At 29.5% G+C, this 24,307-nt stretch carries 25 protein-coding genes; 2 read left to right on the forward strand and 23 right to left on the reverse strand.

The window, feature by feature from the left end:
- Positions 1 to 50 precede the first annotated feature (50 nt).
- From QMG63_RS04560 to thyX, 15 genes are all read right to left on the reverse strand, one after another.
- Positions 51 to 902, reverse strand: a complete 852-nt coding sequence (locus tag QMG63_RS04560; RefSeq protein WP_281862165.1) for a CRASP family complement regulator-acquiring lipoprotein — start codon at positions 900 to 902, stop codon at positions 51 to 53.
- A gap of 314 nt (positions 903 to 1,216) precedes the next feature.
- Entirely contained in the window at positions 1,217 to 2,086 is an 870-nt protein-coding gene (locus QMG63_RS04565) for a hypothetical protein (protein ID WP_281862166.1), read from the reverse strand.
- Positions 2,087 to 2,395: 309 nt separating this feature from the next.
- Entirely contained in the window at positions 2,396 to 3,487 is a 1,092-nt protein-coding gene (locus tag QMG63_RS04570) for a hypothetical protein (RefSeq protein WP_281862168.1), read from the reverse strand.
- Positions 3,488 to 3,780: 293 nt separating this feature from the next.
- Positions 3,781 to 4,839 (reverse strand): hypothetical protein, encoded by a 1,059-nt coding sequence (locus tag QMG63_RS04575; RefSeq protein WP_281862170.1) that lies wholly within the window; start codon positions 4,837 to 4,839, stop codon positions 3,781 to 3,783.
- A 392-nt stretch (positions 4,840 to 5,231) separates the two neighbouring features.
- The gene (locus tag QMG63_RS04580) at positions 5,232 to 5,969 is read right to left on the reverse strand and encodes a hypothetical protein (protein ID WP_281862172.1); all 738 of its coding nucleotides are present in this window, start codon (positions 5,967 to 5,969) and stop codon (positions 5,232 to 5,234) included.
- 384 nt (positions 5,970 to 6,353) lie between these two features.
- A complete protein-coding gene (locus tag QMG63_RS04585; protein WP_281862174.1) occupies positions 6,354 to 7,166 on the reverse strand; it encodes a hypothetical protein in 813 nt (270 codons plus the stop codon).
- A 50-nt stretch (positions 7,167 to 7,216) separates the two neighbouring features.
- Complete coding sequence (locus tag QMG63_RS04590) at positions 7,217 to 8,032, reverse strand: hypothetical protein (RefSeq protein WP_281862176.1); 816 nt, start codon at positions 8,030 to 8,032, stop codon at positions 7,217 to 7,219.
- Positions 8,033 to 8,421: 389 nt separating this feature from the next.
- A complete protein-coding gene (locus tag QMG63_RS04595; RefSeq protein WP_281862177.1) occupies positions 8,422 to 9,021 on the reverse strand; it encodes a hypothetical protein in 600 nt (199 codons plus the stop codon).
- A gap of 160 nt (positions 9,022 to 9,181) precedes the next feature.
- Positions 9,182 to 9,790 (reverse strand): hypothetical protein, encoded by a 609-nt coding sequence (locus QMG63_RS04600; RefSeq protein WP_281862179.1) that lies wholly within the window; start codon positions 9,788 to 9,790, stop codon positions 9,182 to 9,184.
- A 384-nt stretch (positions 9,791 to 10,174) separates the two neighbouring features.
- The gene (locus QMG63_RS04605; protein WP_281862180.1) at positions 10,175 to 10,306 is read right to left on the reverse strand and encodes a hypothetical protein; all 132 of its coding nucleotides are present in this window, start codon (positions 10,304 to 10,306) and stop codon (positions 10,175 to 10,177) included.
- Between the two features lie 20 nt (positions 10,307 to 10,326).
- Positions 10,327 to 10,863: a hypothetical protein gene (locus QMG63_RS04610; RefSeq protein ID WP_281862182.1), complete on the reverse strand. Its 537-nt coding sequence runs from the start codon at positions 10,861 to 10,863 to the stop codon at positions 10,327 to 10,329.
- Between the two features lie 340 nt (positions 10,864 to 11,203).
- Complete coding sequence (gene nrdF, locus QMG63_RS04615; RefSeq protein ID WP_281862184.1) at positions 11,204 to 12,169, reverse strand: class 1b ribonucleoside-diphosphate reductase subunit beta; 966 nt, start codon at positions 12,167 to 12,169, stop codon at positions 11,204 to 11,206.
- A 43-nt stretch (positions 12,170 to 12,212) separates the two neighbouring features.
- On the reverse strand, positions 12,213 to 14,288 hold the full coding sequence (gene nrdE / locus QMG63_RS04620) for a class 1b ribonucleoside-diphosphate reductase subunit alpha (protein ID WP_281862185.1): 2,076 nt from the start codon (positions 14,286 to 14,288) through the stop codon (positions 12,213 to 12,215).
- A complete protein-coding gene (gene nrdI, locus QMG63_RS04625; RefSeq protein ID WP_281862187.1) occupies positions 14,266 to 14,655 on the reverse strand; it encodes a class Ib ribonucleoside-diphosphate reductase assembly flavoprotein NrdI in 390 nt (129 codons plus the stop codon). The genes nrdE and nrdI overlap by 23 nt, the downstream gene beginning before the upstream one ends.
- Positions 14,656 to 14,661: 6 nt before the next feature.
- Entirely contained in the window at positions 14,662 to 15,480 is an 819-nt protein-coding gene (thyX, locus tag QMG63_RS04630; RefSeq protein ID WP_281862189.1) for an FAD-dependent thymidylate synthase, read from the reverse strand.
- Between the two features lie 415 nt (positions 15,481 to 15,895).
- Between thyX and QMG63_RS04635 the strand changes: the two genes are divergently transcribed.
- Together QMG63_RS04635 and QMG63_RS04640 are read left to right on the forward strand one after the other, a co-directional pair.
- Positions 15,896 to 16,723, forward strand: coding sequence for a S2/P23 family protein (locus QMG63_RS04635; protein WP_281862191.1), 828 nt, complete (start codon positions 15,896 to 15,898; stop codon positions 16,721 to 16,723).
- A gap of 266 nt (positions 16,724 to 16,989) precedes the next feature.
- Positions 16,990 to 17,811, forward strand: a complete 822-nt coding sequence (locus QMG63_RS04640) for a BB0158 famile outer surface lipoprotein (RefSeq protein WP_281862192.1) — start codon at positions 16,990 to 16,992, stop codon at positions 17,809 to 17,811.
- Positions 17,812 to 18,169: 358 nt separating this feature from the next.
- On the opposite strand, the gene QMG63_RS04645 is transcribed toward QMG63_RS04640, so the two are convergent.
- The 8 genes from QMG63_RS04645 to QMG63_RS04680 form a co-directional block, all read right to left on the reverse strand.
- On the reverse strand, positions 18,170 to 18,760 hold the full coding sequence (locus QMG63_RS04645; RefSeq protein WP_281862194.1) for a BTA121 domain-containing protein surface lipoprotein: 591 nt from the start codon (positions 18,758 to 18,760) through the stop codon (positions 18,170 to 18,172).
- A 150-nt stretch (positions 18,761 to 18,910) separates the two neighbouring features.
- Positions 18,911 to 19,528, reverse strand: a complete 618-nt coding sequence (locus QMG63_RS04650; RefSeq protein ID WP_281862196.1) for a DUF777 family protein — start codon at positions 19,526 to 19,528, stop codon at positions 18,911 to 18,913.
- Positions 19,529 to 19,541: 13 nt separating this feature from the next.
- Positions 19,542 to 20,453 (reverse strand): DUF693 family protein, encoded by a 912-nt coding sequence (locus tag QMG63_RS04655; RefSeq protein ID WP_281862198.1) that lies wholly within the window; start codon positions 20,451 to 20,453, stop codon positions 19,542 to 19,544.
- A gap of 81 nt (positions 20,454 to 20,534) precedes the next feature.
- On the reverse strand, positions 20,535 to 21,668 hold the full coding sequence (locus tag QMG63_RS04660; RefSeq protein WP_281862200.1) for a hypothetical protein: 1,134 nt from the start codon (positions 21,666 to 21,668) through the stop codon (positions 20,535 to 20,537).
- A 39-nt stretch (positions 21,669 to 21,707) separates the two neighbouring features.
- Positions 21,708 to 22,268, reverse strand: coding sequence for a DUF792 family protein (locus QMG63_RS04665; RefSeq protein WP_281862202.1), 561 nt, complete (start codon positions 22,266 to 22,268; stop codon positions 21,708 to 21,710).
- A 32-nt stretch (positions 22,269 to 22,300) separates the two neighbouring features.
- On the reverse strand, positions 22,301 to 23,608 hold the full coding sequence (locus tag QMG63_RS04670) for a hypothetical protein (RefSeq protein WP_281862204.1): 1,308 nt from the start codon (positions 23,606 to 23,608) through the stop codon (positions 22,301 to 22,303).
- 12 nt (positions 23,609 to 23,620) lie between these two features.
- Entirely contained in the window at positions 23,621 to 23,833 is a 213-nt protein-coding gene (locus tag QMG63_RS04675; RefSeq protein ID WP_281862206.1) for a DUF1322 family protein, read from the reverse strand.
- A 51-nt stretch (positions 23,834 to 23,884) separates the two neighbouring features.
- On the reverse strand, positions 23,885 to 24,304 hold the full coding sequence (locus QMG63_RS04680; RefSeq protein ID WP_281862208.1) for a DUF1473 family protein: 420 nt from the start codon (positions 24,302 to 24,304) through the stop codon (positions 23,885 to 23,887).
- Positions 24,305 to 24,307 lie beyond the last annotated feature (3 nt).

The following is a 24,307-nucleotide window of genomic DNA, read 5'->3' on the forward strand; positions in this document are numbered from 1 at the left end:
TTTATCTGTAGTTCAACTTAATTAACAACAATTATTTAGAATACATAGATTTAGTCATATAAAATGGCAGTGTCTAATATTCGCTTGATGTTATTCACTTTTTTCTCAATTGCATCTCTTAAATTTTTTAAGCTTTCATAATCCACATAAATTTTTTTATGAATTTTGCCATTCAAGAGAACAATTGGGTCTAATTTAAATCGAACATTTTCGATATGATGTAAAATAAACAGGTTTACTAAAAACAATTTTGTTGAATCTAGCACATTTCTAATAGCATCTAGAACACCCTCTCTTCTGTACAACATCTCAACTAACATAGCACTAAGTTCACTAATACCTTCTAAATCATTACTCTTTTGAAGTATATCTAACTCATTCTCTAACAAATATATAACTTCCTTAATACAACGGGCACTGTCTCTTAAAAAGATCAACAAATCCTTAGCATACCCCTCAAGCATAGAATTAGAAGAATTTGTTAATGACTCTACGATCTGTTTTACTGTTTGAATATCTTCAATATTATGCTTTAGACTCGCATAAACATCATCCCTACCATTTTTTGGATTATTTAACTTAAATAAACCCTTAAATACAATATGATCAAATAGAGCCTTAGTATCGATATCGTTTTTTTGTAAATTAAATTCATCAATGTTAGCATAATATGAACGCTTAAGATTCGACAAGCTTGTCATTAATATTGCAATATCACCTCGTCCGGCTTTTTCCCCAGCATCTCCTCTAAGCCCAGCATCTCCTTCTAACCCACTTATCCCTTTAGGACCCCTTTGCCCTACTATCCCAATTGACTCTGCTATCCCCATTGGGGCAGTACATCCCACTATCAAAAACCCTAAAGAAATCATAACAAATATAACTACAAATACTTTTGCCATCAAAAAAAAAACCCATTTGTTTACCTTTTCTTTGCACGACATAAAATACATAATATAAAAAGCATTCTTACACAACCACCTATATTATCTATGATAAGATTAATACCAATACAGTAAACAGTATTTATTTATACTGATTATATCATATTTTATAAAATATGATTAATTAAGATTTAATATTCAGATGTCATATAAATAAGCATTTATCCATAAATGATATATTTAAAGCTTGCAAGAAAATAGGGCCTACAATTGGCCCTAACTGAATTTTTATTAAATTCTCTAAATTCTATCTTGATAACTTCTACTTACCTTCAATTTCTCTCATTTTTCTCAACAATTTTCCGAATTTCTAAAACTAGTGATAGCATAGTATAAAGCTCAATCCGAAATTCTGCTCCATGCCTATTAATCTCATTAATCTGATTTATCATAAGTTCACGATCATCACTTTTCCCTGCTAACATTATTAGATTTTTCAATTTACCTATTAATCGCTCTCTTGCCTCAATGAATTTTGTTACATCTAAATAAATCTTAAGAATATCATCCTTATGTTTCTTTTTAAGTTTATTGAAACCGTCTCTACTCAAGATCTTAATAAATAATTCTTCGGTCCATGCTGTGATTTCAAGCAATTCGTCAAACAAATTTTTAATAACAATACTATATACAGTTTCATCATTAAAAACTAAATCTAATATATCCTCCAATTTATCAATAACTGTAGTATCGTGCCCTAAGGCAGCAAAAATTTTATCCCTTTTATCAGAATCTTTAAAAGAGTGTGAGACTGATTCATAAAACAGACCATACATATCCTTCTTGTCGGCAAATTTAACACGTTCATTCTTAAGTTTATCCACGTATTTAGTTACCAGATTTGATAATGCATCGTAAGCTTGATCCACTGTCTTTATCTTAGTCACTTCTAAGTCAGCTATTACAGAGGGGGGATTATCAATACCCCCTTGAATTACATGTATCTCCTCTATTTTCATTGGAGATGGTAATGGGGGTGACTTCTTTCGCAAAGGTGTAACCAATTTACTATTTGAACCTGGTTGGGTCGCTTTTTTTTGAGTCGAATCTATCTTTTTACTTGATTTATCAGCCACACCTTGCTTACAAACAAGAATGCTTAATATACATAACATAAATAATAAGACATTGATTCTTTTCATAGAATTCTCCTTTTTCATGCCATATAACCTTTTTACCATATGGTAACGAGAATATAATTAACAATCTTTAACTTTATAATTACAATATATAAAGCATAATCACAGTTATACAATAATTTAAAGCTAAAAAAATTCAAATTTTATACATATTAACTTAACTTAAATAGCAATAAATACTTAAAAGAATAAATATTAAACCTATATAAATTATTAATCAATAACATTAATTAATAATTTAATACAAATTAAAAAAACATTAAAATAAAAAATAAAAGGGAGGGGACCAAAAGGCCCCCTTTAGATCATAAATTACTTTACTAAATATGCTATGCGAGCTACCATTCCTATAATAGAATAAGATGCATGCTGAATCTCTCTAGCAGAACCGCTACTTAACCCAATAGTATTCTTAAGTCCATCTAACATCTCTTTCTTATTTTTTGATGCCAATGAGATTATTTGGTACTGAACCGTATTTATTGCTTTCTCTCGCTCTTTTATAAATTCTCCTAAAAGAGCATCAATTGTAATAATATCTTCCACACTCTTGCCCATCCTAATTTTCTCAAGATTCGTACTACTTAAATGAACATTGACAAGCTTCCTGGTGTACTCTGAAATATTTAATAAAAGATTAAATAAATGAACGGCTATTTTCGTATCACCATAAGTATACCAAGCAGGCTCTTTTAAATCTAAGTTATTAAATATTCTCTCCAAGTTCATAATAACTGATACATCACTCCCCATAGCAGCATAAATATCTGACTGATATTCTGAAGAAGTAAAGATTGGTGATACCTTTTTAAAGGGAATATTGAATGAATAGTACCTTGGATCAAGTCTATTTCTATCATTTACAAGCTTAGACTTATACTTTATTACTCTAGATTCAAATTCAGCATAAACTTCTTGTGCTGTCTTTCTTGGAACTGGTGGTTGTTCTTCTACCTCGACTTCTAACTGCGATTCACCCTTTTTACCTTCAACCTTATCATCTGCAACCTTCTCGTCTTCAACTTTCTCGTCTTCAACTTTTTTATTCTCAATCCTATTATCTTCAACCTTTTTGTCTATGACTTCCTCAACTACCCCTTTGTCCTCAACCTTTTTGTCTATGACTTCCTCAACTACCCCTTTATCTTCAACCTTTTTGATTTTAATATCTTCATCTATATTTGGTGATTTTGCTGCATCTCGACTCACTGCCTTACTATGCGACTGACGTAAAACCGAAGGTTTTTTATTAGAAGATAAATTCGAATCTGCTTGGCTTAAATTTGAGTAACCCTTCAAACTATCTTCTGCTTGATACCCAAACGGAATCTCTGTAACCAACTCACCCTGTTTACAAGACATCATAACAAAGACACAGAAAAGTATTATATTTAACTTTTGCATAAACTTCCCCCCTTTTTTTTTAAAATTTTAAATTAATCAATATTAATCAATATTTATTAGTAATAAATATAATGCAACAGAATGATATTTATATAGTAAATTAGGTAAAATAGAATAAAAAATCTTGACTTTCAAATTTTGAATTTTTTATATTTTTTGTTTTGGATAAAATTTAAAAAAAATAAAAATATAAAGATAAACACAAATTCAATATAATTCATATATAAATTATTACGCAAAAAAAATGGGAGTTAATTTTAACTCCCAAATCTAATTAACAAACTAATTAGTCTTCAATTAATCAACAATTGTATATCATCTTCCAGTTTTACAATCAAGTAACCTACCTTCTGAATTTCTCTACCATCATTACCGCTTAAACCAACAGTGACCTTTATTGCCTCTAAGAGATCTAACTTATCATTTTTTGAGGCTAATAATTTTATTTGGTTTTGAATTGTCTTTACTGCATTAGCTCTCATTCTAATAAATTTCTTCAAAAAATCAGTAATTTTAACAAGCTTATCTACATCCTTGCTAGCCTTAATTCGATTTAAGTTACCACTACTTAAATGAACATTAATAATTTTTTTAGTAAAATAACCAACCTGCCATATGAGAATTAACAAGTTATTAGCAAGCTCATTTTCAGAGATTGTACTATTTTTCTGTGACAAAGGAAATTCTTCTTGTAAATTTAACCTATTTAATACACTTGCCAAATCTTGAATAGTTTCAACATCATGTTTTAAAGCAGCATAAATATCTGCCTGTTGCTCTAGAGCATCAAATCTTGCGTTTACCTTACTGAAAGGAACACGAAATGAATGACGATTTGGATCAAATTGACTACGTTCATTGTTAAGTTGTGTTTTGTATTTAGCTACACTTCCATCAAGTTTAGTGTACACTTCTTCTAAATCATTTTCTAGTTCATGTTTTTGAACTTCTCCTTTTGGGGGGATTTTTGCTAAATCTCCTTTAAGGTCATCTCCCGTGGCTTTTTCTGGCACCACTAAGGAATTTTTTACATCTTTTTGGGGGATTTTTGCTAAATCATTTTCTAGTTCATGTTTTTGAACTTCTCCTTTTGGGGGGATTTTTGCTAAATCTCCTTTAAGGTCATTTCCAGTAGCTTTTTCTGGCACTACGAAAGAATTTTTTACATCACTCTTCTCTGGCACATCTTTCAAACTTTCAGCGCCCTTCTTTGTTTTGTCTAAGCCCAAATGGATCCGATTATCTAAACCCTTTCTAACTAAAAGCTGCTCTAAGGATATTAACTCATCTTGTCCACAAGACATCACACCCAAGCAACATAACGAATAAAAAATTATATTAATCTTTTTCATAAACTCCTCCTTGTTTAAAATTTTTATCATCAAATATTATATTCATTATAATATAATAATTATTATAACATTGATTTACAATAAATAAAAACTATAAGCCAATCCCATGTCAAACGATAATAACAATATTAAATCAATATTAAATGATTTGTATAAGATAAATATGCATTTTAAATTTATTAAATTTGAATTGCTCTTCAAGCTAAAATTTCTCAATTCCTTGCAAATACTTCATTAAATATCTTTAAAACTAGTTCATTACCTAGTCTTGGATTATGCGCCAAGACCATATTTTACACTCCATTTCAAAATAACACTATTCTTATCCCACTCAACTTATCTTAAACTTAAAAACATGCACTAAAATACTCACTTTCAACTTAAGCCTACTCTTAAGAAAGACTCCAAATTGTAACGGCAATTATACTCATTAAACTAATTGCTCGTCCAATCTCTCCCTCACAATCAACAATTTCCTTTATTCCTGACAACACAGCTTCTCTAGTCATTCTTGATTCTAAAAATGTTATTTGTAATTTAACTTTAGACATACAATCTTTGCTTATATTAATAAATTCCTCTAAACTGGTATTAATTTCATTAATCCTTAATTCATTCTTGGTATCTCTAATTCGAACTAAGTGTTCATCACTTAAATAATAATTTACAACAGTTCTAATATAATCCGTAATATTATTTAAAATTATCAATAAACTATGAGCAATATCTGCATCAGTATTGATGAAATAAGGACCGTTGAAATCTAATTTACTAAATACTCTTCCTAATTGTTTAATAACCTCAGCATCATACCCCAACCCAGCATAAACTTTATCTTGTTTATCTGAAGAAAAAAAATCTGGTGAAATTTTTTTAAAAGGAATATTTAACAAAAGCTTACCTAGATCAAAATGATTGTGTGCATCTTTAAGCTCCTCTTTATAAAAACTTACTCTTGTCTTTAATGCATAGTAAGCCCTATCTTTGGAACTTATATTAAACGATTGTTGTGCACATTCATTATTTCTTGAGTGGGCTTTTACATTCAATGATGGTTTAACTGGTTTGTCCTTTTCAATTCCTCCTAGGTTGTAAGAAATTATACCCATAACTAAACTAGATACTTTCATATATTCCTCCTTACTATATCCTTCATACTATATAATAACATATATTATGTAGTAAGTAATATATGTTTATATTGAATATAAATATATATTTTATATCAAAAATTTAATTTATCCACAATTTTAATAATAATTTAATGAAAAATCATAATTTTAATTGCAACAAAATTTAAATAAACTCCTCCTAAAACCCTTTTATTACGCACAGATGCTCAATAATTCAATATCTATTTATACTAAATATAATTTAATATTTATTATTATAATAATTTATAATAATATAATTACATTTATAAAATAAGATTTTATGCTAATAAGATACTTAAAGATTACTTAAAAGTTAAAGTATCACAAAGCAAATTGAAGACTCAAAAACAATCACAGTATTTAATTCCCAATAAAACACAAAACTACATCTATGCTTCTTCTCATACTAAAATAAAGTAAATTGATAATATCTCGACTCATCGAAGCACGAAACTCAACAATATCTCCATGCCTAAGGTTATTTCCTTGCCCAATAATATCATTAGCAAGTCTCTCTAAAACAAAATCCCTATCAAAATTCTTCACAGCTATTTCGATTAACACCATTGAAAGTTGTTTTATAAACTGCTTCCTATAATTCATAGCCTCACCTAAATAAAAATTAATTTTAGCAAGTTCCTCAGCTGTCTTATTAACCTTAAGCCGCTCTAGAGTTGCTTCATCTAAGTTATTATTTACAAGCCTCTTGAGCAATCTCGCACTATCTGATATATACTCTAATAATTGGAAAGCCTGCAATAAATCTTGATTAACAATATTAACATCCAAGTTCAATGTATACAATATTGACTCTAGACTATTAATAGCAACAGGACTATAATTTAAACCTTCATAAATGAAATCTGCATTCTTATAGGCTGAAAATATTTGTGCTATAGGAAATTTAAATACAAGCTTAGAACCTGAACCTTTAAATGTTCTACTATTAAGAAACTCTCTATATTCATTTACCATTTTGTAAAGTTTATAAAAAGATACATGCCTGGAATCAACCTCTATCCGTTTTACCGGTCTTAAACCCATTTTTTGCTCACATGAATCTACATTTCTTTTCAAATTGCTGTCCACTTTGTCCAATCCTAAACCGTCCGGGGGCCCTTGTTTACAAGCCAATATGATTAATACATACAATACCATACCAACTTTTTTCATAATATTTCTCCTTTTAAATACATAAATTTATAAATAGAATAATAATAAAACTAATTCACAACTTTCGTAATCTGAGTAACTAAATTTTGAATATCTCTTACCAAAATACTAATATCGTTAATTTTACTCTTAATTTTGCCACCATCAACAATCTTTTTAAGCTCAGCTTCCATTAATTGTCTATTATCTTTTACTGCTGCTGCCCCACTTATAACCTTTCTAAAATCTCTAATTAGATCGTCTTTTGCTTGCATAAACGAAAATAGCCAAGAAGTAATTTGAGAAATATTCTCTATTGTAGCCGCGCTACTAATCCTAACTTTATTTAATTTTTCATCACTCAAAATATTCTTTAAAAGGAAAGTATAATATGAAACCTGTTCTAAATTAAATAACAACATAGAAGCAATGGCTATATCTTTAGATTCCTTATGGGGACCTGGTTTCAGGTTTAATTTAGCAAATATGTCCTTTATTAATACCTGCATAAGTGTAAGATCACACCCTAAAGCTACATAAATACTATCAAGCCTTCTATTACTCTTAGCTATACCATAATCTGTCATACCATAGTTTGACAATTGATGGACTCTCAACTTGCTAAGAACACCCATTGAAAGAGGTAGATCAAGTGGATTATCGAAATATTCATGTACAATCTGATTTCTAAAATGCTCTACTAATGACTTTAAATCATTATAAGCTTCAATTAGTGTATCTTGTAAAAATGGTACCAGCATAGATATTGAACAAGGTTTTTCGGTTTTTCTACATTCCATAAATACTGTGGCACTCTCACCATCAGCAACACATCCCAACACTAAACCCAGCATACACAATATCACACTAAACCTTTTCATACTCATACAAATTTTCCTTTTAATTATCATTTTCACATATGTATAACACACATAATACCCATATTACTACATAATATACAGCATATAATAATACTCATTATATACACCTTAAATTCTCTTAAATAAAAATTTAATCTTATATCTCTTATAAACTAATTAATCACTATTATTTATCTGCAAAATATAAACCTTTAACCTCAAAGACCTTACTTGCACTTATAAAAACTAAAGGAAAAATCATCCTCTCTTAATCAATAATTATATTAAGCTTAAACCCATGCTATAATATTAAACAAAAGACCATGAATATTTCGGAACATACTATTTAAGTATTACGTACTGGTTAGCAAGAATACCCCCCATTTAATACCTTTACCACACTTTCCTGAAACTCATTATAAAAGATCAACTAACTCTATGATATCAAACAAAAGACAATGAATATTGCGAATCCCTTTATTAAGCTTTGCATCTAAATTAGAGATAACTCTATTTAACTCATTTAATATGTCATCTTCATTGTTTTTTGATGCAGCTGATAATATAACGGACTTAAGTTGAGGTACTAAATCTTTTACCATCTCTATAAACCGAACTAAATACTGAGTAATTATATTAAGGTCCTTTGTATCTCTAGACTTAAGAATCTCTAATTTTGTCTTATTTAAAACATCCTCAAAAAGAGTCTGAATTGAATGCGCAATATGCATTAACCCGTTTAATAAATTAATAATAACCCTTGTATCTCTATCGCTTACATGTTTGAAGTTCAACTTATCAAACACTTGATCTAAGTTACGAATAACCTCAACATCATACTCCAATGCCTCATAAACTTCCCCTATATCTGATGGATAGTAAACCTCATTTAATGCTCCCTTAAAATAAACATTCAACTCTTTGGGATAAAACGCAACTCGTTTATCTTCAAGTTCTTCTTTAAATTTTATTAGTACATTAGTAAGGCTTGCAAAAGCTGTATCTACTTCATTCATATATTTCTCCTTTTTCCTACACATACCATCTACTATTTTGTCGCGTTCACATATTTATTAACATATTTATTATTATTTATTTTAATTTCAAAATATTAACCCTTATAAAAATTCTCTCTCACTTAAAAAAACTAAAAAAACAACAATTTTCTGCAATTTATTATAAAAGATCGACTAACTCCATGATATCAAATAAAAGATAATGAATACTACGCATTCCCCTATTAAGCTTTGCATCTGAACTAGAGATAACTTTATTTAATTCATTTAATATATCATCTTCATTGGTCTTTGATGCAGCTGATAATATAATAGCCTTAACCCGAGACATCAAATCTTTTACCATCTCTATAAACTGAATTAGATACTGAATAATTTTCTTAAAGTCACCTACATCTCTAGACTTAAGAATCTCTAATTTTGTTTGATTTAAAACATCCTTAAAGAGTGTTTGAATTGAATCTGCAACACGCATTAAACCGTTTAAAAAATTAGTAACAACCCTTGTATCTCTATCGCTTACATGTTTGAAGTTTAACTTATCAAAGATCGTACCTAATTTGCCCATGATTTCAAAATCATATCCCAACATCGTATAAATTTTGTCCCGATCTGACTGATAATAAACGATATTTTCTAATGTTCCCTTGAAATCAATATTTAATTGATCCTCTTTGGAAATAAATGCAGCCCGTTCACTTTCAAGCTCTTCTCTAAACTCGATTAATATCCTTCGAAGATCATTAAAAACCTGATCTTTCTCGGCCATATATTTCTCCTTTTTTTTACACACACACCATCTATCACTAGTCTATTACTAGAATATATATATTATATAATATAACTAACATTTATTACTTTAATCTTAAAAAGATAATTTCCCTCTCAAAATTAGCATAAATTTAAATTACTAAATAACCAAAATGCATTAAAAAAATGACAATATCCAAAATACAAAGACAAAAAACAGTCTTCATGTAAAAAACTAAAAAAATACCTAAAAGATACAAATTTAATCATACTTTTAGGCATATACAAAATTAAAGGAGAATAACAAAGTAAAGGACAAAGTACTTTAAACCACATTGTACGTGTTTAAAAGGACTAAATAAAACACAAAAAGCTCAAACCCTTTTTGCTACTTAAACATTATTTAAATATCTTTGAAATCCTCCCTAAACATTTCTCTTACAAAAGGAACACTTGATTTAACCATCCCATCATCAATAATGTTTTTTAACTCTTGCAAAATATTTTGCTTGCCACTATTTAGATCTATTTCCAAGTTTTGCCCCATCACTTGCTCTAAACCGACTCTTTTCCCATAGCCATTGCCCTTTTCAAATTAAAAGTGATTATAGAAATAATACCTACATTTTTGCTAATACTATTTCCAGTCAAATTTGCATCACTTGGATGCCCATTAAGGATTTCATCAATTGGTTCTGTAAATTCCTTTAAAAGACACATTAAATCATAAGCGATCTTTGTATCTCCAGCCGTATAATCAAAGGATAAATCGAATCTTTCAAGGATGTTCGCCGATTTTTCTTTGACCGTAGCATCATATACATTAATTTTAGACTCTAAATGCTGAAAAACTGGTATAAATTTATAAAAAGGAATATTAAAATTATGATTATTTTGTTGAAAATTAGTGATTGCATTGTTAAATTTATCTTTAAATATTTTTACTGCTCCATTAAGTACACTGCAAGTCTCATCTTTCACTTCAATGTTTCTATGGGAGAGATCTGAAAAGTTATAAAGAAAATTATAAAATAATACGGTCACAATAAATGATATAAAAAACATGCCAAGTATAACACATATTTTTTTCACAAAATATTCCCCTTCTAAAGATAATACAATATACTAACATCAATAACTATATAATATATAATATATCTTGATATTTATTATTATATAATAAAATTATATTTATAAAGCGATTTAATTTAAAAAAATTATTACATATAATATAAATTATTGTATATTTTTAACCACTTTAACAAACAAGCAAACACAATGAACTACCCCCCCTTAAAAGAGGATTTTTAATTCAAATTAAATACAAACTAAATTCGAAAATTCATATAAAAATCTCAAAAAAGAGCCAAAAAAACATAAAAAAAGTTAAAAAATTGAAACTAAAAGTTAAAATGAAAATAGGAAATTAAATTCATGCGAAATCATCATCCTGCAATGGCTCAATTTTCATGGGCTTTATGTAACCATTACCTTTAGTAGAGAAAAAATCATGAGTTTTAGTATCAGTTCTAAGACCATTTAAAACTAAAGGATTAACATCAATATCTTTAATGTTAAATGTAGGCTCAAAACCTAAATTCATCAAAGCCTTGTCAGCATTATACCTAACAAAAACATCAACAGCAGATTCAAGACCGATAGATGAATATAAGTCTTTAGTATATGCTTTTTCTAGATCATAAAGCCTATTTAAGATCAACATAGCCTCTTTGTAAGCAAATGCTTGTTCTCTAGAAGTCATTTTATTAAACTCTTCTTGTGCTAAAAGACCAATAAATACTCCATGAACGGATTCATCACGCAATATCAAATTAATAATTTCACCACTATTAATCATCTTACCTTGACCTGCAAGATAGAGTGGATAAAAAAATCCAGAATAAAATAAAAACGTTTCAAGAAATACAGAAGTACACAAAGCCTTATATAAACTCATTCTATCGTGTATGCTGTTATACCTACCCAAGATCAGATTTAATTTATCTTGAAAATTTTTATAAGTTTTTACCCAATCAAATATATAATCTATTCGCTCTATGTTTGATAGACTTGAAAATATGCTACTATAACTTTTAGCATGCATATGCTCCATAGCACCCATAAATCCAAGAACCGGTTTATAAGCCAGATTATCTATTGCCAAAGCTATACGAGGCATACCAACAGACCCTTGTTCTGTATCTAATAATGTAAGACCACCTAAAACTTTTTCATAAACATCCCGCTCCTCGATATTTAAGGAATTCCAAACCAACTTATCATCAGAGATAGGGATCTCTTCATCTACCCAAAATTGTCTTATATTTTGGTCCCAAAACATCTTGGTATAATTATTATTTAATCTATTCCAATTTATAGCTTCTCTATTCATATTCATTTAACAAATTTCCTAAATCCTATATTACATATATATATTGCATTTATATTGCACAAAGAATACATTCATCTACTGAAAGATTTTTATTACGCGTATAATATAAGCTCTTAAGTCCCTTATTTTTAGCATAAATATAAAGTTTTACAAGTTCCCTGGTACTAGTTTCATTTGTAACATAAAGCAAGGTACTAATTCCTTGATCAACATGCCGCTGAGCCTCACTTATAAGATCAATCAATTTTTTCATATCCATATAATATGCTGATTTAAAAAGCAAAGCATTTTCCCTATTAAGATATGGCATTGGATAATACGTTGTAGAATTACCATAAACCCTAGCTTCAACAGGTTCAACAATAGGCATAAGAGATGTTGTTGCATTTTGAATATAAGATATACTTTGAGTTGGTGCAACGGCTAACCTATAAGAATGATAAAGCCCATGCATTTGAACATCACGCTTAAGGATCTCCCAATCACTTTTTAAAGGAATCTTAAGTCCACTAAATATCTCTTTTATAACTTCTGTTTTGGGAGTAAAATCTTCACTCAAATACATATCAAAATAATTGCCATTATAATATTCACTCTTATTGAAATCTTTAAAAGCACAGCCTCTCTCTCTTGCAATATTCATACTAGTCTTAAGAGAATAAAAATTTAATAACATAAAAAAGGTACGAACAAAATCCAAAGCCTCATCACTCTCATAAGAGATTTTATTTTTAATCAAAAACCCATGTAAATTCATAACCCCAAGACCAACGGCATGATAATCATTATTTGCCTTCCTTATGCTTGGAGCATTTTTAATATCAGCCTTATCAACAACCGATGTCAATGCCCTCATGGCAATATCAACGGTATGCTCAAAATCACTATTAACTACATTAACGATATTGAGTGAACCTAAGATACAACTAATATCATATCCAATCAAATCCTCCTCACCATAATCACCAATAACTGATGGGGTTTGAATCTGAAAAATCTCTGTACAAAGATTAGACATCTTAATTTTTCCAAGACCTTTTAGTGGATTATTTAAATTACATGCTGTTTGGTATACTATATAAGGATATCCAGATTCAAATTGCAGCCTAGCAATACGAATCAACATGTCTCTAGCAGAAAGCTCTTTTTTCAAAATACGAGGATCACTTGCAAACAAGTCATATTCTAAGTCAAAATCAATCTCATTTATAAAACGGCCAGTTGCCTTATAAAGCGAATATGGTGCGAAAGCATAATAATTTTTACCTTGTTTTGCAATATCAAAAAACTTATCTGGAATTATTACTCCTAATGATAATGTTTGAACACGGCTCTTCTCATCAGCATTGATCTTCTTAGTATCCAAGAAATCTTCTATATCATAATGAAAGATATTTAAGTATACAGCACCAGCACCTTTTCGCTGTCCCATCTGATCTGCATAATTAAATCCATCTTCTAAAAGCTTCATAACAGGAATAATCCCTTTTGCAATATTAGGAATACCCCGTATCTCCTCACCCCTAGCCCTAATATTTGAAAGGTTTAAAGCCACTCCTCCACCAATTTTTGAAAGCTGCATAGCAGCAGAGATATTAAAAGTAATACTATTTAGAGAGTCTCCAACTTCCAACAAGAAACATGATACAAGTTCACCTCGTACCTTCTTACCAGCATTTAAAAATGTAGGTGTTGCAGGCTGATAGCGTTGTTTGATCATCTCTAAAGCAAGTTTTAAAGCAAAATCAAAACATCCATCGGCTAAAAAGAGACTAACTGCAATTATTCTATCCTCATAAGATTCAAGATAAGTATTCCCATCATTCATCTTAAGTGCATAATCTTTATAAAATTTTGAAGCACTCATATAAGACTTAAACTTAAAACTCTCAAGACTTACAAGATTATATATTTCAAGTATCTGCTCTTCAGAATAGTTTTTATAAAAATCTTCATAGAAATCATTATCAATTAAATAATGCATTCTCTCATTTGGATTTTTAAATTTTAAAGACTTAGAATTAACTTCACTTAAAAAAACACTCAAAGCTTCAAGATCTTTTTCTAATCTGTAAAATCCATCCTTTAAAACCATAACTTCATTATTTAACTCTAAGTGCCTCATTTTTAATCCTTTCTACAAAATTCTCAACATCATGTGATGTTCCTGAAAGCTCAAATTTTAATATTTCGCAAACATTATATTCATTTTTTATTAAATTAACAGCATTGCAAAATGAATCACCCCAATTTCTATTTCCAGAACCAGCAACGCCAACCATAAGCTTAAAATTATGCTTCAAAAATTTCTCTACCTCAGGTGGAACTTTACCAAAAGCAAACGTATATGTAAGTAACACATAAGGCCTATTTACGATCTCATCACCTGTAACTACATGAAAAATATCTTTAAGCCCCGTTTTTGCAATAAAACGCGACACATTCCCTGTCTTTGAAGCATAAACTACTAAAATATAATTAACTCCTTTCATGCCAAATCATAAATCAAGTTTTTCTTTTAACCGAGTTAAACTTTTATCCTGTAAATTAAGTTTGGTTAAATCTAATACTTTCCGAATCTCACATACCTCTTCACTTGATAGCATAACGCCTCCCAAAATATGTCTATTAAAACTAGCAGTTGCTAAGGGCACCACCAACTTAACAATATCTAATAGGACATTGGCATATGCCCTTATCTCTTTTTGTGCATGTCTTGATGATCTAAGCTTAATAAAATGAAATAAATTATTAAGATCAATTTGCCAGTACCATTCAGTATACAAACCTAAAGGCAAAGTTATTCTTGCAAGCTCCCTAGATACATCATTCTCAATCATATCATTATAAATCTTGTAAGAAATTTTATAACTCTCATCTAGACCACCTAAATAGGATAAAGCAATATCATCATCAACAGCCTCATCTGATCGTCCCTGTTTATTAGTAATACTTTGTTTCTTAACATCTTCCCTGCAAGGAACATAAAACTCTTCCCTCATTAGACTATAACGGCCTGAGACTTCATTAATTCTTGATGTTCTATGTCTCATCCACTGTCTTGCTACAAAGATTGGCGCTTTAACATGAAAAGTAAAAACCACTTGCTCAAGTGGACTTGTATGCTCATTTCTTACCAAATAGTCAATAAGACCAGCATTATCCCTTTTTGCCTTAGAATCTCTATAAGAAACTCTAGCAGAATTTACTATTCGCTCATCACTACCCATATAGTCAACAAGTCTTAAAAAACCTTTATCTAAAACTTTGTATTCCTTATCCAAAATCTCTTCTGCAGCCTCTACATGATCGTGCATATATCCACCCTAATATTTATATTTAATAAAATGGCCACCAGAACTACCAGTGACTAGATTTTCATATAAAATTTAAGAATAACATTACAATTACTCTGCAATAATTTATGTTATTCTATAAATATCTTAACTATTAAACAACTCATCTTATTAATCTTATTAATCTTATTATATAAAATTAACTTCCCCTTAATAAAAATTAAAACCAAAGTTAATAAAACACATGTTAACATAAAACTACCTAATATTAAATAAGCATTTTTTACGATATAAAGGCACTTAACCACAAATACATCCTCTAATAAGCTAAATACTAAATAAATATGCTTAATATTTAGTATTAAAATATTAAATGTTGGATTTAAATGAAAAATGAACTTTTAGCTATATATTTTTGAACTTGGGGAGGTCAAAAGTGCAAAAAACAGCTTTTTTACTACTGTTATTTATAATATCTTGCTTTGCAAATGATAGCAGTAGAAAAAATATTGAACTTAAAAGTGAACAAACACTAATGCATAATGATAAATCAAAAAAATACTTAGAAGAAAAAAAGGATGATTATCAATATGGAGAATTGACAAAAGAATATGACTCTTTTGAAATACTTGAAGGTAGTACTGCAAAATGCATGTGTCCAATCTGCTGGTCGCGGTGTAAATGCCGTCCACGAAAATGTCAAATCACTTGGATGAAAATTAAAGCCAAAGAAATCATCGCTGATAATCAAAAACCACTGGAAGCTTTAAAAGGTAGACTTAAATATTCATATTCAGTATCACCTATCAAATATAATGATCAATACAGTCAGTACGTCATGCCTTTAATATTATTTGAAAGCATGGACGAGAATACTGAAGTAACCTCATTTAAGTTAATAAATCACACCAACCTAGACTTCAACAACAAAAAAATTTTAGGGGGAATTATTCAAGGTATACCTAATGTAGAAAAATCATATGAAGAGGGATATAAAAACGTATATCCTTACGGAATATTAAATGCACTAAATCCAACTGGTGGGAATGAATTAATATCTGCTTTTGCTGCTCTTTACCAAAATGGCAAATGGAACCTTATGGAAGGAGAGATAAAAGTTAAAGATACACAAACAAACAAAGAGACAACACATAAAATACTCTTAAGTGGTAAATTATTTAATGAATTTCTAAAATCAGTTATATCTAAACATCAAGGTACCACAACTGCAAATAACAAATTTAGGGTTCCAATTAACAATTAGATTAAAAATAACGGTTAATTAAATTAAAGTTCATTATTTAAGGTTGTCTTTAAGTGAATTTTTTTAAATTCACTTAAAGACAACGTAATACTCCTGTAATAATTTCTAATAACCTTTAACTATTTTCTAATACCTTTTTGAAAATTAATTTAATTAAAAAAAAGTTAAACAAATTTGTTTTATAAATCAAAATAATTTATTATATAAATCGATAAAATAAAAAACATATTTAAAATAATGTACTCTAAAAATAAAAGGGAGAATATATGAAAAAAATAATTATCTTATTACCAATATTCATAACATGTCATGTATCGAAAGATCAAAATAATGAACCAAAGCTTAAATACACCTTTAAATCAGGCCCTACACGCTCTGCTAGGACAAACATTGACACAAAAACAAGCATTGACACAAAAGAAGTATATCAATACAAACCAGAACCACTGCAAATATCTGAGGGAACCTTAAATGTATGTCTATCTGGTCACCTAATAACACCTAGTAATCACAACTGCCATATCACTTGGATGAAAAGCAATGTACAAGATATAATTGGAATAGACGGGAAACCATCATCAGTATTTCAAGGTAAATTTAAATACTCATATGCAGTAGCTCCTATTAAGAATAATAAAGACTACACTAGGTATGTCATGCCTTTAATATTATTTGAAAGCTTAGTTGACTATGTTAAAATAGTCTCATTTAAACTTACAAATCACAAAAATCTAAATCTAGATTTTAGCAAAGGAAATCAGCAAGCCACAAGAGATAAAATAACTAATCAGCTGGAGAGCTCAACTAAAAAATTAGGATATAAAAGTATAAATATTTATGGAGAACTATATGCATACTTTCCAAATGGAGGAGATGGTCTTATAACTGCTTTTTCAAAGCTTTACCAAAATGGTGATTGGTACTTCATGGAAGGCGAAATAACTATCAAAAACACATTAAGTAAACAAACAAACACCCACAAAATCTTGCTAGATGCTCAATTATTCAATGAATTCCTAAAAAAAGTTATAGAAAGGCACCCAGAAACCAAAACTGCAAATAGCAAATTCAGAGTACCTGTAAGTTAACGGTACTCATTTACAATAAATAATCTTCAAGTCTAATTAATTTTTAGTAATAATGGTAAGTGAAAAGATTATATAAATAATATTATTTACATACATTAATATGCCTTAATAAGTATGTATTTGCCAAAATAGTAGCAAGCATTTAGATAAAATATTAATGTAAAAATACTTAAAAGATAATTATCTAATTAACCCTACCTATAGCCTGTAAAGTATACCAAGCTAATACTACTTAAGAAATATTACTAAAGATAAAATTTTATCTTCAGTAATGAGATTTATAAATTTCAAGATTTATTTTAAAGAGAAACAATAAAAATAAAACCCAATTACAATGTAATAATTTAACTAAACAAATCTAATACTCATGCAAAACATCATATATTTGCTTTTTTAAAGGTGTAAATACGTTTGAACAATTAGCCATCTTAAGTGATAGATATGCACCCCTGTAACCATTATCACCACCACAAGCAATTTTTAGAATTTTTAAATATTCTCTTTGCTTAGTAGCAAGTTGGACTTCAAAACCATCCCTTTTAGGATGTCCATCTGCAAGCTCATATATAGCATCCAGTATGTCATCTCGTACTCTTAATGTCACAATTATATCAGCAACTGCCTCTTTAATCTTAGCAGAACTAAGAACAACTAAAAACTCATAAAATTCATCATCACTGTAAGTACGTATATTTGGAATACCTTCTGTAATTGTAGGATCTGTTAATGCACTTCTTAAAAATCTAACTGCTATTTTTTCTTCTCCTGAGAGATTAAAATCTACCATTAAATTTTCTAATGAAGAATGGTCAAAGGCAAGACCAATGTCAAGATCACTGCTGGAAATATCATCAAAATTGTAATCTATCCCCAAATTATTGACATATTCTTCATCATCGCAACAACAAAATAGAACCATCAATAAAATTAAAATGTTGAAAGCTCTCATATTTCAATATCTCCCTTCTATATGAAAAACATATCTCATTAATGATTTATTAAAAATTAATAATAATACTTTATTTTTTAAAACCAAATAAAATAGAGGGAAAACCTACATGATACCAAAAATCTAAATCAAATTTTAAATATTTTAAATTTACAAAACACCTGCAGTATTACCCGTTGCAAGAGTGGGAGCTCCACTGGCATTAACATAAGTTATGCTACCAACCCCATGTGTATGATTTTCAAACAATTTACCATTAATATATACATTGCCTTTAAACTCAATACTAGTAGCCTCAATAACTAAAGAGTTAAGAGAAATCCTGGTATGCTCACCATCACATATCACATTTTTAGAATTAAACGAAGAATCCTCACATACCACATTCAATTTTTTTGCACTGATGCTCAATTTCTGTACATCAATACCTGCATACTCAAGATTTACTGCATTTAAGATATAAAAATAATGTTTATCGAAATAATTATTATCTTTCTCATTAAAGATATTTATGCCACTTTGAAGCAAGATTACCCTATCATCTTCCTTAAGTTTAAGTTTTAAATTCGAGATATTGCGACTCTTAATCCTTAAGTCCTCATATTCTTCAATTACAACAATTCCTTCTTGGGAATTAAAATCAAATTCCTTAATAATTCCAATTCGACAAATAAATAAATTATCACGTAAATACTTCTTAGCAGCCTCAAGTGCCAAATCATTACTTAAACTTCCTAGTCTCCTAGAAATTTCATAAGTTTTGTTCATAAATTTATCCTACCTATAAAATATTAGATTCATCATAAAGCTTTAATTTTAATGTGCAATCACCCACATTGCTTAAATTAGCACTAGTCTCTTGCACAACAGCTCTAACAACTTTCCCATACCTATCTATAAATTCAACCCCGTCTCCAACCTTAATCTTATCTGTAAAGAGGAGTGTAACATTCCAAAGATTAATGACAGATCGACCTACAAACCTCACTTCTCTTTGAGGAATAAATAAAAGTGCATAATCTTCAAGCTTCTTATAAACTCTTTGGCCACCTAGTTTATCAAAATTACTAAAAACAAATTTAATATCAACCTTAAACTCCAACTCACCAACATCAACAAAAATCAAATGCACATAGTTTGCAATAAGTTTTTCTATAAATTCCTTCAAAGTAGGGGCATAAAAACTCTCATTTATTATGCGATTGCGAGAATGAGCCCCCATTTTAATAATGGCTTGACCTGGAAATGCCAAATTTATTGCCTCTTCTAAAGACTTGCCCATGTAATTTTTAGTATCAAGTTTTTTATTAAAAAACGTATCTTGGGATAAAAGATAAACTTCATACTGACAAATAAAATCACCATTTTCAAAATCAAAATCAATAGGAGCACCAAGATATCCAGCCATAACAAATTTATAAGCAAACTCATCCTCATGCGCAAATTTTTTATAGTATATTTTAACAATATCTCCATGCTTTAAAGACTTATTAAAATTTAAAGGCATATTAAATAATTGCAATTGTGCTTTTTTACATTGTAAAGCACTAACAAGGGAATATTCATTACTAATTACAATATTAATAATAGGTGCCCCATGTTTTGTCTCTATGACAAACTTTGGTTTCCGATTTTTAATCTCACCCCCAGCACTATAAAATTCTAGTTTAAAATCATATTGAAATAATAACATAACTCCCTTGATAAACTCCTAAAGGTTAATATTAGTCAACCTAACTACTAACCTCAAGCATAAATAGCACAAATAGTAATATCAATTCTCACCTTCCATGTACTCAGATCTAAAACTAACTGGCTTTTCACCAAGTGGCTTAACAATAGGTCTTACAAAATTTGGTCTAATATCACTTCCTGGTCTTTTAGGGTTTGGTCTAGTACTACTTGGTCTAATATTACTTTTCTTAACACCAGTAGGTCTTACATTTTTTGCTCTCCGGCTGTCTGATCTTGAACCTGTCTGCCTTGAATTTACAGCTCTTGAACTTGCCTGTCTTGAACTTGCTTGTCTTGAACTTGCCTGTCTTGAACTTGCTTGTCTTTGACCTTTTAAACTCTCATCATTACTCCTCGGAATGGGTCTTTTCTTTAAACTTTCACCACTCTCTCTAGTTACTAGTTCTTCATCACCATAAGTCTCTTTAACCATATCAACCATATCACTTGGTCTTGATTGCTTTAAACCTACTTGTCTTTCATATTCATCCCTGGTATCCCTGGTAATGGGCCTTTGAGAACCATATCTTTGACCTGCTTGACTTGAGTGTCTTTGACTTGACTGTCTTTGACTTGGCTGTCTTTGACTTGACTGTTTTTGACTTGACTGTCTTTGACCATTTAAACTACCATTTCCAATACCTAAGTTTACACCAAGTTTTTGTGTAACATAATTTTCCACAAACTCAATCTCTTTAAGCTGTAGTTTAATGAATAACTTGGTATAATCTGGATTTTTAATCCAAGTCTTATTACTAAAACTCAAAACTCTATGCCTATATTTGTCAAACGCATTTTCCATAGGGATTTCTATTGCCTCTTTAAACCTATTATCAGTCTCAGTAAAAACATCATCATCAAAATACTGACCATACTCTCTTAAAAATTCATCTTCTACCTGCAAAAAAAGATCATCCCTTATCATATTTACAAGACATCTGTAATATCCCTCAAGCTCTGATATTCTTTGTAAAATTTTTTTAGATTTCATATTTTTATTAACGTCATCAACATTTACTAAAACACTATCTACAACATCATAACTTGCCTCATAAGCTTCCTCAATTTCCCTCTCAAAATTCCAATTGGTAAAATCAAAAGGTCTAAAAGGTGCTGAATAAAGATTAAAAAATAAAAATAATGAAAATAATACAATATATCTGAATTTAACCATAAATATTCTCCTAAATATAAATCATTATATAAATATATTTTAACCTTTATATGTTAAAAAATTAAAAGTTTTCACTATTTTAATTTGTAAACTAACATTAAGCTCATCTATAAATGACGTACCTTTAATGCTTAAAGAATTAATAATAGTAGTTTCATGAAATCCTATTGATGCACCATAAATGCTATAATAAATACCTGCTTTAAACCTTTCCCTAAACTGCATCTTTACAAAATTAGAATCAAATTCTAAAGCACTATTTGCAAAAGGCGTTCTCTTTAGACTATCGACTAAAACTTTATCATAAACAGAAGACAAAATCGCATTGGAAATAGTAATTATCTCCGGGGTTGCTGTAACATTATAACTTACAAATTCACTACGCCTGGTATTTAGATTAATAATGGGGTGCTGGCTACTAACGCTACTTAAACTTTCCTCAATAACTCCTGATTTTGGAAATATAAAAAATAATTGCGGAACATATACAAGTTCCTTAAAATCAGGTCGAGGAAAGAGTGCTATAAAATTAGATGAACTTGCACGACTTAAAATATGATTTACAACTTCCCAAATAAGTAATTTTACATCCTTTACCATATTAAATATCCCCTAAATATCTTTAAGATCCTTTAAGGTATGCGTGAAATCTCACTGCCCATTTTATAGTCATGCATATTATCTTGCAAAGAAACACCTTGCATGTTAAACATTATAGCGTCTCTTAAACCATTAATGGATCTCTCCATATTAGTAAAATACATACCCAAAGGCTCTATAATACTCCTATTTAAATCTATGCCACAAGCCCAACTTAAAAATTCCCTTACCTCTTCTACAAGCAGATGCATATCATCACCACGAACATCATTAATTAGCCCAAAACTCTCTGGTCTTAAATCACCTGTAACTTGCCTTTGAGCATCAATTAAGTTTGAATCTATACCTACATTCATACCTGAACCTAATTTTAAACTTATACCTTCATTTACACTTGGATCTAAATTTAAGCCTGCATCCCAAAAACGCTGTTTTACTTGCTCATCAAAACTAATTCCCGTACCTAAAAACTCAGAAAAATTCTCTCTCTTCCCTACATCATCCTTAAGAAGAGATAAACCACCTCTATTAAACAAATCATAAACAACAGATACAGCTTCATCATTAGCATCAAACTGCCTATTAGTTCCCTTTAGAGAACTTGCAAGTTTAACTGTATCAAAAAGAGCATCAGGTGTACTTTCAACCTTAGATAATAACGATTTAAAACCACAAGTCTTACGAATAAAATCATTCATGTCCACTTGATTATCAAACTTACCCGTGCTTGCAAGTATGTCCTCAATCCTATTCCTCTCAAAATCACTATAAGTTACATCATTAATTGTGCCCTTATTTGCAATACTATTCTCTTTTAACTTAAAATTATTAGGAAATACCTTCAAATCTTCATCAAAATCGCTTAAAGATTTAAAAAAATTTAAGTCTAGCATATTTGTATCTAAATTCAAAAACGAATCTGATTTTGAACCTGCACTCAAACCATCAAATAAAGGCAAACTTAACTCATCCTCAGGCTTAAGCTTAAACGGCAACTTTAAATCTGAAAACATAACCCCAATTGCATTATTGTCTCTCTCTACACTTTCCACATCTCCTTTAAAATTTGAAACTTGATTTAAAGCTTTACAAGTCTTAAGTTCTTGCAAACCAATATCAATTCTTGGTAACTCAACTAATAACTCACTTATAAACCTATCATCTAAAATATCTTCAGATTTAAAACCACTAACTATCCCAGGCTCAATTAACATAGACGCCATCTGTTCTTCTAAAAACTTATTACTTCCTGCAAATTTTAAATGTTCTTCTAAATTACTACTTAAATCGAAATCATAAAATAAATACTGCATCACATCAGTAAGTTTATTTAAACTCATACACAAAATCTCCTATAAATTTGCAATTAAAAAGTTTTTATACATTTCCTTCTTAAGCTTAAAATTAGCAATCTTATTAATTTCTAAAAGTTCAGCATATTTAAATCGCTTAACCTCAGCAAAAGTGCAAACTCCCATTAAAACGGGAAAATAATATTTGCAATCCTCACTCCTTAAATACCTTAAATAACTAAAATACTCACTTAAAATTGCACTACGACTCATAAACCGTCCTTTTAAATCTAATGTCCTTAACTTAAAATAATCCTTAAAACGCTATTTCCCATCAAATACCAAATCATTATAATTCCACCTATCATCAATATGTGGATACTTAACAAAAGTCCCACCAAGATCCTGAAAACTCTCAACATACACTAAACTTGGTTCTTTAAATCCTTCTATCTTTTCTACCAAAGAATACTGAACAGCAAAAAAAATGGTGGGAAGCTGATATTTATATAAAAATGAATGCTCCCTATTAGTACTAATAATTCCGTAAAATTCATCAAAAAAAGATTGTGATATCATTAATGTGCTTATTCGCTTAAGAATAGGCAAACTATTAAGTTCCCTTCTTAAAGTCTCTTGACTTGCATCAAATCCTAAAATAGAATCCCAATCATACATAGGAATATCCCTTAAAACATATTCATAAGTCTTAAGATTAGTCAAAATCTTCAATTTATATCTCACAAA

The sequence above is a fragment of the Candidatus Borrelia fainii genome (genome assembly GCF_027925085.1).
GTDB lineage: Bacteria > Spirochaetota > Spirochaetia > Borreliales > Borreliaceae > Borrelia > Borrelia turicatae.

What these genes read in the sequence shown, in the direction of transcription:
- nrdI (WP_281862187.1), bottom strand. Translation starts at nt 14,655, where the DNA reads ATGAAAGGAGTTAATTATATTTTAGTAGTTTATGCTTCAAAGACAGGG.
- QMG63_RS04585 (WP_281862174.1), bottom strand. Translation starts at nt 7,166, where the DNA reads ATGAAAAAAGTTGGTATGGTATTGTATGTATTAATCATATTGGCTTGT.
- QMG63_RS04560 (WP_281862165.1), bottom strand. Translation starts at nt 902, where the DNA reads ATGGCAAAAGTATTTGTAGTTATATTTGTTATGATTTCTTTAGGGTTT.
- QMG63_RS04640 (WP_281862192.1), top strand. Translation starts at nt 16,990, where the DNA reads ATGAAAAAAATAATTATCTTATTACCAATATTCATAACATGTCATGTA.
- QMG63_RS04660 (WP_281862200.1), bottom strand. Translation starts at nt 21,668, where the DNA reads ATGGTTAAATTCAGATATATTGTATTATTTTCATTATTTTTATTTTTT.
- QMG63_RS04565 (WP_281862166.1), bottom strand. Translation starts at nt 2,086, where the DNA reads ATGAAAAGAATCAATGTCTTATTATTTATGTTATGTATATTAAGCATT.
- QMG63_RS04645 (WP_281862194.1), bottom strand. Translation starts at nt 18,760, where the DNA reads ATGAGAGCTTTCAACATTTTAATTTTATTGATGGTTCTATTTTGTTGT.
- QMG63_RS04650 (WP_281862196.1), bottom strand. Translation starts at nt 19,528, where the DNA reads ATGAACAAAACTTATGAAATTTCTAGGAGACTAGGAAGTTTAAGTAAT.
- QMG63_RS04590 (WP_281862176.1), bottom strand. Translation starts at nt 8,032, where the DNA reads ATGAGTATGAAAAGGTTTAGTGTGATATTGTGTATGCTGGGTTTAGTG.
- QMG63_RS04580 (WP_281862172.1), bottom strand. Translation starts at nt 5,969, where the DNA reads ATGAAAGTATCTAGTTTAGTTATGGGTATAATTTCTTACAACCTAGGA.
- thyX (WP_281862189.1), bottom strand. Translation starts at nt 15,480, where the DNA reads ATGCACGATCATGTAGAGGCTGCAGAAGAGATTTTGGATAAGGAATAC.
- QMG63_RS04575 (WP_281862170.1), bottom strand. Translation starts at nt 4,839, where the DNA reads ATGAAAAAGATTAATATAATTTTTTATTCGTTATGTTGCTTGGGTGTG.
- QMG63_RS04600 (WP_281862179.1), bottom strand. Translation starts at nt 9,790, where the DNA reads ATGGCCGAGAAAGATCAGGTTTTTAATGATCTTCGAAGGATATTAATC.
- nrdE (WP_281862185.1), bottom strand. Translation starts at nt 14,288, where the DNA reads ATGAGGCACTTAGAGTTAAATAATGAAGTTATGGTTTTAAAGGATGGA.
- QMG63_RS04665 (WP_281862202.1), bottom strand. Translation starts at nt 22,268, where the DNA reads ATGGTAAAGGATGTAAAATTACTTATTTGGGAAGTTGTAAATCATATT.
- QMG63_RS04595 (WP_281862177.1), bottom strand. Translation starts at nt 9,021, where the DNA reads ATGAATGAAGTAGATACAGCTTTTGCAAGCCTTACTAATGTACTAATA.
- QMG63_RS04670 (WP_281862204.1), bottom strand. Translation starts at nt 23,608, where the DNA reads ATGAGTTTAAATAAACTTACTGATGTGATGCAGTATTTATTTTATGAT.
- QMG63_RS04655 (WP_281862198.1), bottom strand. Translation starts at nt 20,453, where the DNA reads ATGTTATTATTTCAATATGATTTTAAACTAGAATTTTATAGTGCTGGG.
- nrdF (WP_281862184.1), bottom strand. Translation starts at nt 12,169, where the DNA reads ATGAATATGAATAGAGAAGCTATAAATTGGAATAGATTAAATAATAAT.
- QMG63_RS04570 (WP_281862168.1), bottom strand. Translation starts at nt 3,487, where the DNA reads ATGCAAAAGTTAAATATAATACTTTTCTGTGTCTTTGTTATGATGTCT.
- QMG63_RS04675 (WP_281862206.1), bottom strand. Translation starts at nt 23,833, where the DNA reads ATGAGTCGTAGTGCAATTTTAAGTGAGTATTTTAGTTATTTAAGGTAT.